Source organism: Nonomuraea maheshkhaliensis, assembly GCF_039529435.1.
In the GTDB taxonomy this organism is placed as follows: Bacteria; Actinomycetota; Actinomycetes; order Streptosporangiales; family Streptosporangiaceae; genus Nonomuraea; species Nonomuraea maheshkhaliensis.
Genome location: NZ_BAAAMU010000005.1, coordinates 1 through 12,010, shown reverse-complemented (window position 1 = coordinate 12,010; position 12,010 = coordinate 1). Strand labels below are relative to the sequence as shown.

Annotated in this window: 13 protein-coding genes and 2 pseudogenes; 7 read left to right on the top strand and 8 right to left on the bottom strand. The window is 68.3% G+C overall.

Annotation, left to right across the window (positions count from 1 at the left end; all coding sequences use genetic code 11):
* Both ABFX54_RS05090 and ABFX54_RS05085 read left to right on the top strand, forming a co-directional pair.
* Positions 1 to 1,150 (top strand): hypothetical protein (locus ABFX54_RS05090; protein WP_346101780.1); only part of this gene is annotated, 1,150 nt, incomplete at its 5' end.
* A 109-nt stretch (positions 1,151 to 1,259) separates the two neighbouring features.
* Complete coding sequence (locus tag ABFX54_RS05085; protein ID WP_346101778.1) at positions 1,260 to 2,462, top strand: amidohydrolase family protein; 1,203 nt, start codon at positions 1,260 to 1,262, stop codon at positions 2,460 to 2,462.
* 85 nt (positions 2,463 to 2,547) lie between these two features.
* Here the strand turns inward: ABFX54_RS05085 and ABFX54_RS05080 are convergent, their stop codons facing one another.
* From ABFX54_RS05080 to ABFX54_RS05050, 7 genes are all read right to left on the bottom strand, one after another.
* Positions 2,548 to 2,793 (bottom strand): hypothetical protein, encoded by a 246-nt coding sequence (locus tag ABFX54_RS05080; protein WP_346101777.1) that lies wholly within the window; start codon positions 2,791 to 2,793, stop codon positions 2,548 to 2,550.
* A gap of 130 nt (positions 2,794 to 2,923) precedes the next feature.
* Entirely contained in the window at positions 2,924 to 3,583 is a 660-nt protein-coding gene (locus tag ABFX54_RS05075; protein ID WP_346101775.1) for a CPBP family intramembrane glutamic endopeptidase, read from the bottom strand.
* Positions 3,580 to 4,287 carry an RDD family protein gene (locus ABFX54_RS05070; RefSeq protein ID WP_346101773.1) on the bottom strand — a complete coding sequence of 236 codons (708 nt, stop codon included), beginning with the start codon at positions 4,285 to 4,287 and terminating at the stop codon, positions 3,580 to 3,582. Before ABFX54_RS05070 ends, ABFX54_RS05075 begins: the two co-directional genes overlap by 4 nt.
* Positions 4,284 to 4,670, bottom strand: a complete 387-nt coding sequence (locus ABFX54_RS05065; RefSeq protein WP_346101771.1) for a PadR family transcriptional regulator — start codon at positions 4,668 to 4,670, stop codon at positions 4,284 to 4,286. The genes ABFX54_RS05070 and ABFX54_RS05065 overlap by 4 nt, the downstream gene beginning before the upstream one ends.
* 49 nt (positions 4,671 to 4,719) lie before the next feature.
* Positions 4,720 to 4,914: a hypothetical protein gene (locus ABFX54_RS05060; RefSeq protein ID WP_346101769.1), complete on the bottom strand. Its 195-nt coding sequence runs from the start codon at positions 4,912 to 4,914 to the stop codon at positions 4,720 to 4,722.
* Positions 4,915 to 5,015: 101 nt separating this feature from the next.
* Entirely contained in the window at positions 5,016 to 5,390 is a 375-nt protein-coding gene (locus tag ABFX54_RS05055; protein WP_346101767.1) for a DUF4158 domain-containing protein, read from the bottom strand.
* 459 nt (positions 5,391 to 5,849) lie between these two features.
* Complete coding sequence (locus ABFX54_RS05050; protein WP_346101765.1) at positions 5,850 to 6,752, bottom strand: IS3 family transposase; 903 nt, start codon at positions 6,750 to 6,752, stop codon at positions 5,850 to 5,852.
* A gap of 271 nt (positions 6,753 to 7,023) precedes the next feature.
* On the opposite strand from ABFX54_RS05050, the gene ABFX54_RS05045 reads away from it, so the two are divergent.
* Complete coding sequence (locus tag ABFX54_RS05045; RefSeq protein WP_346101763.1) at positions 7,024 to 7,917, top strand: IS110 family transposase; 894 nt, start codon at positions 7,024 to 7,026, stop codon at positions 7,915 to 7,917.
* A 161-nt stretch (positions 7,918 to 8,078) separates the two neighbouring features.
* On the opposite strand, the gene ABFX54_RS05040 is transcribed toward ABFX54_RS05045, so the two are convergent.
* On the bottom strand, positions 8,079 to 8,462 hold the full coding sequence (locus tag ABFX54_RS05040; protein WP_346101761.1) for a transposase: 384 nt from the start codon (positions 8,460 to 8,462) through the stop codon (positions 8,079 to 8,081).
* 57 nt (positions 8,463 to 8,519) lie between these two features.
* On the opposite strand from ABFX54_RS05040, the gene ABFX54_RS05035 reads away from it, so the two are divergent.
* The 4 genes and pseudogenes from ABFX54_RS05035 to ABFX54_RS56845 all read left to right on the top strand — a co-directional run.
* On the top strand, positions 8,520 to 8,867 hold the full coding sequence (locus tag ABFX54_RS05035) for a site-specific integrase (RefSeq protein WP_346101759.1): 348 nt from the start codon (positions 8,520 to 8,522) through the stop codon (positions 8,865 to 8,867).
* Positions 8,813 to 9,725 (top strand): annotated as a pseudogene (locus tag ABFX54_RS05030) (IS1380 family transposase); the annotation flags it as partial. The gene ABFX54_RS05035 and the pseudogene ABFX54_RS05030, both read left to right, overlap by 55 nt.
* A gap of 1,694 nt (positions 9,726 to 11,419) precedes the next feature.
* On the top strand, positions 11,420 to 11,758 hold the full coding sequence (locus ABFX54_RS05025; protein ID WP_346101757.1) for an AfsR/SARP family transcriptional regulator: 339 nt from the start codon (positions 11,420 to 11,422) through the stop codon (positions 11,756 to 11,758).
* Between the two features lie 19 nt (positions 11,759 to 11,777).
* A pseudogene (locus ABFX54_RS56845) lies at positions 11,778 to 12,010 on the top strand (IS701 family transposase); the annotation flags it as partial.

Sequence of the window (12,010 nt, the reverse complement as noted above, 5' to 3'; positions counted from 1 at the left end):
GGACGCCCGACGGGACTGGGAGGAGGCGATCCGCCTCGCCCGCGAGATCGGTGACCGGGAGGTGCTGATCCCGGCGGTCACCGCGATCGGCGGGCCGTCGCTGTGGAACTGGCGCTCGTACGGCGTCGTGGACCACGACATGGTGGCCGTCATCGAGGACCTGCTGGACGGCCCGCTCCCCGACACCGACCGCGCCGCCCTGCTGGGCGCCCTCGCCCTGGAGCTGCACTACGGCCCGCGCAGCGCCGAAGGTGAACGCCATGCCGTCGAGGCCGTCGCGCTGGCCCGCAAGGCCGGGGACGGCGCGCTGCTGGCCCGCACGATGAGCAACTACCTGCTTGCGGCGTTCCGTCCGGGCCGCAACTCCGAGCGGCGGGCGGTGGCGGAGGAACTGGCGAACCTGCCCGGCCTGCCGGCCAGCGAGGAGGTGACGGCGCGGGTCTTCCTGATGTCATGCCTGCTGCGTGACGGTGACCTGGAAGGCTGGGACCGCGAGCTGGCCCGCTGCGAGGCGCTGCTGACCGCGGTGCCCAGGCCGGAGCTGGAGTCCATGGTGCGCATCGCGCAGACCGCCCGCAGCACCCTCGAAGGCAGGTGGGACGAGGCCGAGTCCCTGCTCGACCGGTACGGCGACATGCGGTTCGGCTCGACGCTGTGGGGCAGCGCGTTCCGGCGCCTGGTGACCACGTTCACCTGCCGGCGCGGGCACGGCCGGGTGGCCGAGATCGTCGACGAGCTCGTCACCGCCGCCTCAGGCCCGCATCTGACGCCGCTGCGGCCGGTCGCCGTGCTCGCGGCCGTCGAGGCCGGCCGGACCTCGCTGGCCCACGAGCTGATCGGCCGCTGGGGGACCGACACGCCCGACGACTGGGTGGCCGACTTCCTCGTGCCGGTCTGGGGTCTGGTCGCCGCCCGGCTGGGCACCCCCGACCCTCGGGACCTCTATCACCGGCTGGCCCCCCACGCGGAGCAGTTCGTCGTGGCCGGCATGGGGAGCGCCTGCTGGGGCTCCACCCATCTCGTGCTGGCCGAGCTGGCCCGCCGCATCGGCGCGGACGACGCGGCCCGCGAACACGCCCGCGCGGCGCTGGAGGCGCACCGGCGCCACGGGCTGACCTACTGGGAGGAGCGAAGCCGCTCGCTGACGTGACGCGGGGCCGCTCCAGCCCGATCCCAGCTCGGTCCCAGCCGCGGCGGATCACAGTCGAAGCCGTCCAGGACGCCGGCCGGGCGTCCGCAGATCGGATGGAGATCGACAGATGAGCATGGTGATCAGCGACGTCCGCGTCTTCGACGGTGAGGAGGTGCTGCCCCGCGCCGACGTCCTGATCGAGGACGACCGCATCGCCCAGGTGGCCGCACCCGGGGCCCTGCCGCCCGCCACGCTGGCGCGGGCCGCCCGGATCGACGGCGCCGGGCGCACCCTGCTGCCGGGCCTGATCGACGCGCACACGCACGCCTTCGACGGCAGCCTCGCCCAGGCCCTGCGGTTCGGGGTCACCACCGAGCTCGACATGTTCGCCATGCCGGGCAACGTCGCGCGGCTGCGCCGCGCCGCCGCCGACACCGTCGCCGACGTGCGCACCGCCCAGGTCGGCGCCACCGCTCCCGAGGGTCACCCCATCCAGATCATGGGGGAGCTCTACGGGCCGTTCGACATGGTGGCCGACCCAGACCAGGCCGAGGGCTTCGTCCAGGCCCGGCTGGACGGCGGTGCCGACTACCTCAAGATCGTCATCGACGACGGGTCGTCGGGCGGCGCGTCCCTGCCCTGCCTGACGCCGGCCGCCGTCGCCGCCCTGGTCGAAGCGGGCCACGCGGCCGGGCTGACCACCATCGCGCACGTCGCCACCGCCCATGACACCGCCGTCGCGCTGGACGCGGGCATCGACGGCCTGGCTCACCTGCCCAGCGACGGGCACGGTGAGCGGATCGCCGCCCTCGCCGCCTCGTACGGCGTGTTCGTGGTCGGCACCCTGTCCTTCACCGAAGCGATCACCGGTACCGAGGGGCGCGAGCTGTGGCGTGACGAGCGGGTCTGGGGACAGCTCGACGACCAGACCCGCGCCGCCGCCACCGCGGACATCAGCGGCTTCCCCGTCGATCCCGACGGCATCGCCAACGCGCTGGAGACCGCCGCCGCGCTGCACCGCTTCGGTGTCCCCCTCCTGGCCGGCACCGACGCCAACGACGGCCCGCACGGCGGGTTCCTCGCCCTGCACGGCGCCAGCATCCACCGTGAGCTGGTGCTGCTCACGAAGGCCGGTCTCAGCCCCGTGCAGGCGTTGGCGGCCGCGACCAGCGTGCCGGCCCGCCACTTCGCCCTGCGCGACCGCGGCCGCATCGCGCCCGGGCTGCGGGCCGACCTCGTCCTCGTCGACGGTGACCCCACCACGGACATCACCGCGACCCGGTCGATCGTGGAGGTGTGGCGTCGCGGCACTCGCCACATCCGTCCCTGAGGCCGCTGCCCCCCGCGGGACTCGCGCGCCCCGCGGCGGCGCACGGCGACGGGACGGCGGGTGACGGGACGGCGCGCGTCGGCCCTTAGAGGTTGTTGCTGAACCCTGAGGCCCGGGTGGATGATCTAGGTCCGTCGAAGCGCGACCGCAGTCTGTAGCCGCTGTGGGGGCGGTAGAAGCCGCCGTCACGGCGTAGCGTCAGAACGGACGGGCGGAGCAGGTCGCGGGCCACTTCCTCGCCGTCGCGGTCGAGGAGGCTGTAGGTGCGCCCGAGAACAAGGTCGAGTTTGCGAGTGTCGCGCTTGCCGCGCGTGAGTGGCCGACTCTCCACTCCTCATCGAACGGACACAACAACACGAGCACACGCTCGTCGGTTTCGGCTAGCCTCCCCCTGGCGCGTGATCTCAGGTCCTCGACGTGGCCGGCGGCGACCGGGCGCTCGACACCGCCACGGCCGAGGTTCAGGCGAGGGCGTTGGCCAGGATGGGAAGGTTGCCGATGGCATGCGCGCCGATGCACAACAGCAGGTTGCGGCGGACCCAATAGAGGCCGACGAAGAGCAGCGATCCCACGGCGACCATGGTCAGCGTGGTGGCCCCGCCCGAGCCGGGCACGTGCGAGCCGACGAACACCACATAGGACACGAGCGCGGCCAGCCAGGGCCGGGCGAGCTCGATGACCCGCTCCATGAGGAAGCCGCGGAAGAAGAGCTCCTCGACGACGGCCGCGTTGACGATCAAGTGAACGCTCCCGGCGACCGACAGGCTCGCCACGATCTGTCCCGACGGCGACTGCTGGTCGGGGCCCGTGCCCATGACAAGCCCGTACAAGGTGACACTGACCACCAGCGCCAGGACGGCCAGCCCAACGGTGATCAGGACGTCCCGCCCACGAGGGGCGTGCAGGCCCACCGATGACAGCGGCCGCCGCTCCACGGCCCGGACGAAGCCCAGCAGCAGCGCGGCGGCAATCCAGCGCGACACCAGGACGAGGTCGAAGTCCACCGCGCGATCGTCATCGCCCAATAACCAGGCCGCGTGCTGCACGAGCGTGGGGACGAACCACAGTGCCACACCGACGGCCAGCGCCACGAGGGGCGGAACGCGGACGGCGGTCTTCACTTCGCCTCCCGAGTGCTCACGACCTTGGTCTCGGTCAGGCGGTCGAGCACCCGCCGCCGGTCGCCCCACACGACCGGCGCCCAGTCCAGCCAGGCAAAGGGTCCCACCAGCAGGCTGAGCCGCCGCACGACACCGGCGACCGGGTGGATGCGCAGCCCGGCCTCGGTCACGACGCGTAGTTTCATGAGGCGCTTGCCTGGAGTCGTGCCGGTCCATGCCTCCAGCAGCCCCAGTCCGACGATCGACCAGAGCAGAGCGAGCGGGACACCCAGGCTGTAGAGCAGTCCGGCGTAGTCGTAGCCGGTGCCGCACTGCAGGGGTGCGAGGGCCACGCAGCCGTCACCGATCTTGACGTGCACGAAGGGCGGGAACGCCAGCGCGAAGCCGTTCCCCACCTCCATGGTCCGGACGATCCCCTGAACGAGCAGCGCGATCGTGACCCCGACGAGCGGTAGGTTGTCGATCACGACCGCGGCGAGCCGCGCATCCATGGGAGCCGGCGGTGCGGACCGCAGTTCGGCGAAGGCGGCCGCCGCCTCTTCCGGGGCGCCGAGGCGGCTCAGGACCTGGGCTAACTCTCCCACCTCCGCGGCGTCGGACAAGTGCTCGCCGAGCTCCGCCTTCGCCCTGTCCCGGGCCGGGCCCGTCAGATGGCGGGCGACCTTTTCCGTGTAATCGTCGATGATCTGCCGCTCGTCGGTCATTCCTGCACCTCACCAAGTGTGTCGAGTAGTTGTCGCATCCCGTCGACCAGGCCGCTCCACTCGGTACGCAGCATGGCGAGGTACGCGCGACCGTCTGGGGTGATGACGTAGTACTTGCGCGGCCTGGCACGCCCTTCCGCCTCCCAAGTCGCGAGGATGTGGCCGGAATCCTCCAGCCGGTGCAACAGCGGATAGAGCGTGCCCTCCTTGACCTCCAGGACCCCCTCGCTCGTCTGCCGCAGCACTTTCAGCAGCTCGTAGCCATATCGGCGGCGGACGCTGAGGACGGACAGCACGGCCAGCTCGGTCGTGCCACGTGCGAGCTCGCGACGCAGACGGGCGATGGTTGCCGATTCCGGCGTCGCCTCGGTGTCCTCAGCCATGAGGGCATAGTATGACCCGATACCTTGTGTGGCAAGGTAACAGGTCGGTCTAGTCTTTTCCCATGTCGTGGGATTGAAGGCATCTAGACCTGCTGAAACGCGCCCGCTCGATATTGAAGGAGACGACGTCGCCGGGCCAAGTGGCGATGTCGAGCATCCAGTCGTGGGTGCCGGGTGGCGGCGGTGTCCTGCCGTCGCGGATGAGCGATTTGGACAGTTTGGCACCGGTGTCAGTGAGCACCATCGGGGTGAAGATGCGCAGTGGCGGGGCCAGGCATCTCGCCCCCGCTGTCGACGGCGGCCCCGGTCGTGATGTGACCTGCGAGGCCTGGTGGCTCGCGACCGTCACGCAACGGCCTTGACCCGGCACGCCGGGTCAAGGCCGTTGCGTGCTCGATGCCCCGGCGCAGAAGATGCGAGCGTACGAGCGTCCTTGGCTGTGATCACGGGCGGGGCGAGACCGGTTCTTAGATAGGCGGCGTTATCTGGCAAGATGGCAATCACCGCCCGGGTACCAGCTGGGCGGTGATCGTGGACGCGGAGGCTTTGTCTTCCGTTATCTTGCAACTCGGCGGATTGCGGAAGGCGCGGGTCGGCCAGGAAGCCCCCCAGGTAGCGAACGGTCATGAGCTGAAGGGCGAAGCCGCACCGGATGTGCCGACCCCGGTGTCCCTTGATGAGGGCCATGTCCTCGTTGTCCAAAAAGAAGATCTTCTCCATCTCGGCCCCGGGTAGCCGGCCCGCCATCAGCTGCGGTAGCGGCGGGCGGCGGTGTCAGGGCTGACATCCAGAACTGCGCCGATCTCGTCCCAGGTGGCGCCGGACGCCCGATCGGCGGCGACGGCCGCGGCCAGGACGGCGCGGGCCTGAGCGAGCAGGGGCAGCGCGGCCGCGGCGTAGCCGGCGATCGGCCCGGATTTCCAGCCAGTCTGCTGGGTGGGCAGGGGGAGGTCTTCCGCGTGCAGGTCGAGGGCCAGCTTCCCGGCTGCCTGAGCGAGGTGTTCGGCCTGGTCGCGGAGATGACGGCGCTGCTTGCGGGTGTTGTCCTGGCGCTGGTGGCGCTGGTGGCGCTGGGTGAGCGGACGCCAGCGCCTGGCGCGCGTGCGGCCGAAGGTCCACCGGCAGGCGTCGGAGCAGTACTTGCGAGGCTGTCAATCCCCTCAAAGTGTGGAGACGGTTCTACGCCACAGCGGTCCTCAGCAGGACCGTTGATGCTTGCCGCTTCTCGATCATCTGACGCTCGAATGTGACAGGCGGCAGCCCGTCGTTGGCACTGTGCCTGCGGTTGATGTTGTAGAAGTCCGCGATCCAGGTCGCGATCTTCAGTCGGGCCTCCGCGCGGGTGCGGAAGCGATGGCGGTGCACGAATTCAACCTTCAGGACGCTGTTGAACGCCTCCGAGGCGGCGTTGTCGAGTGCGCACCCGACCCGGCCCATCGACTGCACCGCTCCGTGCTTGCGGCATTTAGCCTGGTAGCGGGCAGCCGTATATTCCGAGCCGCGATCGGAGTGGAAGATCACCCCGTCCACGTCACCACCCCGCGTGACCACAGCCATCTGCAGCGAGGCGACCGTCAGCGCCGCGTCATGATGTTCGGACATGGCGTAGCCGAGCAGTCGGCGTGAGAACAGATCCTCGACCGTGGCCAGGTACAACTTGCCCTCATCGGTGTCGATCTGCGTCACATCGCCGCACCACAACACGTCCGGCGCGACCGCGTCGAACTTCCGGCGGACCAGATCCGGCGCGGCCGGCCGCTTGCCCTGCCGGGTCAGCGAACGCGGTCTCTTCGGCCTGCGCCCGGCCAGGCCGAGCTCGGCCATCCGCTTGGCCACTGTGTTCTCCGACAGCTGCCAGCCCCCGGCCCGCAGGTCCTGGGTGATGCGGGGCGACCCGTAGGTGCCACCGGAAGCGGCGAAGTGCCGCTTGATCTCTTCATCCAGACGGGCGCGCCGCTCTTGTCGAGCCGTCGGCCTGCGGTTCCTCCACTTGTAGAACCACGAGGACGATACTCCCAGCGCACGGAAGCAGATCGTGTGGGGGACACCAAACTCGGTCCTCTGGGACTCGATGAACTCCACCACGGTTATCGGTTCAGCGAGTCCTTGACCCATAGGACCACGGATCGTTTGAGGACTGTGAGGCTGGAGAGGTACCGCCCGACAAGCCAGGTTATGACCCAGTTTGAGACTGGCCACCGTGCCTTGGTGATGACCTGTCGCCCTGGCCCGGGCGGTGCCGCCGGACCAGGCGTGGATGTGTCCCCATAGGGGCCTCGCCATGTGCATCATCACAGTCCTGACCTCCTCGCCCGGCCGGTGACCATCACCTTCCGAGCCCGTGAGGAGATCCGTGATCCGCCCCGCCGACGACCACACCGTCCCTGCCGACGCCGACACCGACGTTGATGAGGAGATCGTCCTCGGCGTGGACACCCACAACGACGTGCACGTCGCAGCAGTGATCACCGTCATGGGCGTGCTCATCGGCACCCAGGCGTTCCCGGCCACCGCCGACGGATATGCCGCGCTACTGGACTGGGCGCGCGGACACGGCCAGCTGCGACGAGCTGGAGTTGAAGGCACCAGCTCGCACGGCACCGCGCTCAACCGCTTCCTGCGCCGCCACGACATGCAGATCCTGGAGATCAACCGACCCGATCGGGCCCGTCGGCGGCGGCGCGGTAAGAGCGACGCCATCGACGCCGAGAACGCCGCACGAGCCGTGTTGTCGCAGGAGGCCGCTGCCATCGCCAAGACCGGTGACGGCGCCGTCGAGATGATCCGCATGCTCAAAGTCGCCAAGGATTCGGCGGTCAAGGCTCGCACGCAAGCCATCAACCAGCTGCGGGCCATCCTCATGCGCGCCGACCCGACGCTGCGCGATGCGCTCGCTGGTCTTGGGCCGACTACGCTCATCCGCACCTGCGCAGACCTGCCCGAGGATGAGCATCGCACCATCGACGACGCGGCCCGCACCGTGCTGCGCATGCTCGCCCGCCGGATCCTGGCCCTGACCGAAGAAGCTCGCGCTCACGAACGCGCACTGGTCGCGATCATCACCGAACGCGCGCCGCGACTGTTGCAGCGGCACGGAAGCGGGCCGGACACCGCCGCCGCGCTGCTCATCACCGCCGGCGACAACCCCGACCGGCTCGGGAGCGAAGCGGCCTTCGCCGCCCTGTGTGGCGTCAACCCGATCGAGGCGTCCTCCGGCAAGACCGTCCGGCACCGGCCGCGGTGGTGACCGGCGCAGCAACAGCGCCCTCTACACGATCGTCGTGACCCGCCTTGGCCGCGACGCGCGCACCCGCGCCTACGCCGACCGCCGCACCACGGAGGGCAAATCCAAGAAAGAGATCATCCGCTGCCTCAAGCGCTACGTCGCTCGCGAAGTCTTCCCGATCATCATCGAAGCACTCTCACCTGCGGATACCTCGTCCGCTGCGGCTTGACAAGCATAGGGGCGTCATCACGCTCATCCTCCAGCACCGCGCGCTCCTTCTCCCAGGCGGCCCTGTCCTTGGCGTGCTGCCGGACCAGCTCAGCCTTCTCCCGCCGCAGCCGCGCCAGCTCCTCCTGCTCCGACTCCTTCAGCTTGCCGCCTCCGTCGCCGTCCCGCCCGACCTGCCCTGTTGCGTGCCGGTCCATCTGCACCCAGTTGTACAGCGTGTACTCGTTGACACCCAGGTCCCGCGCAATCTGCGCGACGGGCTTGCCCGTCTCCTTGACGATACGCACCGCCCCAGCCTGGAACTCTGGATCAAAGCGCCGCCTCGTGATTCCTGCCACGACCAAACCTCTCCTGGTTCGGTCTCCACGCTACGAGGGGAAGCTCAGCAGCTCGGGGTGTTTCTTGATCACGCGGCGGCTGACAGGTTGTACGCCCTGTACCACCTGATCGCTTTCCGGGGTCTGCGCCGGGGCGAGGCGTGCGGGGCGCGCTGGGTCGATGCCGAGTTGGATGAGGGGCTGCTGGCCACGGCCAGGCAACCCAACAACGTCGGGCGGCAGGTGAAGGAGGGCTCGCCCAAGACGGAGTCGTCGGACGCGGCGGTCGCGCTGGACTCGGGAACGGTGGCCGTCCTTCGGGCGCACGGGGAGCGGCAGGAGGCGGAGCGGCTGGCGGCGGGGCCGGCGTGGATCGACAGCGCGCGGCCCCGACCTGGAAGAAAAGCTACGGCTTCCACCCGATGACCGCCTTCGCCGACCATCAGGGCGACGGTGGCGGCGAAGGCGGCGGCCCTGATGCTGCGGCCCGGCAACGCCGGCTCCAACACCGCCGCCGACCACATCGAGACGACCCGGCTCGCCCTGGCCCAACTGCCCAAGCACCTGCGGCGCACCGTGCTCATCCGCACCGACTCCGGCGGCGGCACCCGAGAGTTCCTCGCCTGGCTCACCCGACCCGGACGATGGCTGAAGTACTCCATCGGCTTCACCATCACCGACGACATCGCCGCCGCCATCGGCAAGCTCCCGGCCACCGCCTGGACCCCCGCCTACGACGCCGACCGCCAACCGCGGCCGGGGGCCTGGACCGCCGAGCCCACCGGCCTGCTGAAGCCGGCCGGCTGGCCCAAGGGCATGCGCGTCATCGTCCGCAAAGAACGCCCGCACCCCGGTGCCCAGCTGCGCTTCACCGACCTCGACGGGCACCGCTTCACCTGCTTCGTCACCGGCACCCCCGGCGGCCAGCTCGCCGACCTGGAACTACGCCACCGCCGCCGCGCCCGCGCCGAAGACCGCATCCGCGCCGCCAAGGACACCGGCCTGCGCAACCTGCCCCTGCACGACTTCACCCAGAACCAGATCTGGCTCGAGATCGTCGCCCTGGCCTGCGAACTGCTCGCCTGGATGCAATTGCTCGCCCTGCACGGCACCGACGCCCGCCGCTACGAGCCCAAACGCCTGCGGCTCCGCCTGTTCGCGGTGGCCGGCCGGCTGGTGCACGGCGGCCGCCGCCTGCATCTCCGCATCCCTACGCGATGGCCCTGGGCCCGCCAGATCATCACCGCCCTGACCCGCCTGCACGCCCTGCCCACACCGACCTGACCAGCACCCACCCGCCCCCACGATCAGGAAAGGAGACCCTCAGGGCCCGTGGAACCCCGCCCACCCGGCGCGACAGCCGGGCACCCACGCTGACCACCCGCTGACCACAGCGAGGAAATCGACCTCCAGCCGAACACTTCAGCCGACCAACTCAAGATCGAGAAAGATCGAGGCTAAAGGGCGGCCTACGTGAGGCGGTCTACCCCGGCGGCAGCTCCTATGCTTCCAGCGGCGGATCTCCTTGCATCCTCTGCACCCCATCCGGCATTCCGACCATAACCCCTGTCGACCTGCCATCGGGTGGCGGCGCCGACACCTCCCTACAGCCACCTTCTGTGCAGCCCCTGCCGGAAGGCGAATGGTGGGACTGGATCCACGGCTTCTTCATGGGAGCAACCGACGCCGGCCAATGGGATGACGTGTGCGCCAGAACCACCGACAGCGCAGCGGAGTACGAAATGTGCTGGAGCGGCACACATCCTGGCAACGGCAACCAGTCATATCGCAGTGGCTATGACTTTTGGATGCCCAACCCGGACTACGTCGGCGCCCCCGTGATAGGCCCAGGCTCTCCGATAGGGAGGGGCGGACTGCCCTGCCAGTGTTTTCGTGGTGCTCGGCTTGGAGAATCGCCACAACTGACGCCAAGGCCGAACGATTTTAAGGTTGATCCTAAAACCGGATATGTTAAGTCTAGTCACGGTGTATCCACTTTTGATAATTCTGACAGTGTTGCATCCAAGGGATTCGTGCCACACGAGATCGACCAGTCGAGCAGTATGCCCAAGAGCTCGGCAAGATCAAGTTCAAGTAGTCAGCAGCAAGGATGGCCGTGGCGGCTTACATAATCAACTTCCCAAACTGGCTAGATGGATACGAGCATGAAACACAGTCCAAAGGCTATCTGGTAGGGGTACGAGTAGAGTCCGACAATCGAGTCTATGATCTAGTAATTTATGACCCAATACGGCTGCGCCAGGATATCGAAGATGAGGTGCAATCGGCCGGCTACTTCGCAGCCCCGAACCTGCTGGTCGTAAGCGTAGTAACTCGAGCGGAAATCGAGGCAGCCATACGTGATATATCAGGCAGTGGATTCTCGGGCTTCCATGCAAATACATCCATTTAAGTTAGCGCTGTGGGCCCATTGACAGCAGGATGCCAGACATCAGAAGCCGTCGATAATTTCCGAATTCATTATGGCACGACCGTTGGCGAAACGCGTTGCGCTACGCTTATATCCTTGCGTCCTACTAGTTAAAAAAGAAACTCTTCATCAGCATGTACAGTAGCCGGGCATCTCTGCGGTGACGGCCCTGACATGTTCACGAGTGTCACGTACTTCAAGAGCTGGATCTCGAGCGTCATCTCACGGTGAGCCCGGCCTGAGTCACGACCGGGTCGTGGCCTCGTGTGCGCCCGGCCGCAATCGCGATCAGCTTCGACTGTCACCCGTCGAGGCCGGAGGAGCGACTGCGGCCGGGCACCGCAGGGCAGCCGGCCACGAGAGCACGGTCTGTCCGCGGGACCACGCCGCACCGGGTTGATCGACGTGAAGCGTCCCTCCGACCGGGGCAGCTCCGCATCGAGGAGGAGTTGTCCCCTCATCGGACTCATGAGCCGGAGGTTAAGTCCGTTCAAGACACAGCGGCGAGACCCTTCCTACGGTCTTGCTGACCCATGCTTGAGAACTCTTGGACGACCAGATCATGATGACGACAGGCGCCCGTGCAATTCGTTTCAACGTGCTGGGCCCGCTGGAGGTGGTGGAAGGCGACGACATCGTCTCCGTTCCTGCCGCCAAGCAACGGATCATTCTCGCCACGTTACTCCTACGAGCCAACCGGTTCGTCTCCGTCGACGAGCTGGTCGAGCGGATGTGGGACTGCGACGAACGGGCATCCGGGCGCGGAGCCGTGCAGACGCACATCGGCCGGCTGGGTCGCGCCTTAGTACTCCAGCCGCACTTCGGGATCTGGGCTGGTCGAAGTCCCGGACGTGAGACGGCCACCGCCGCGACCATGGGGTTGTGAAGCTCCAAGGTGATCGGCGATGGCCGTGGTGTCCACGGTAGCCCAGGCGGTCCCGGCGTGTTGGGACGATGCGCTGGATGAGCTGTTCTCCCAAGTACTGGCGCCGTTTTCGTGCGGCGTGAGCCGCGGCTGCGGGCGCGGGCGGCGTTGGAAGGACTGCTGAGCGATCTGGAACGCAAGAACAGCTGGTCACTGGCCGAGTACGCCGGAGACTCATCTCCCGATGGGATGCAACGGTTGTTCAACCACGCA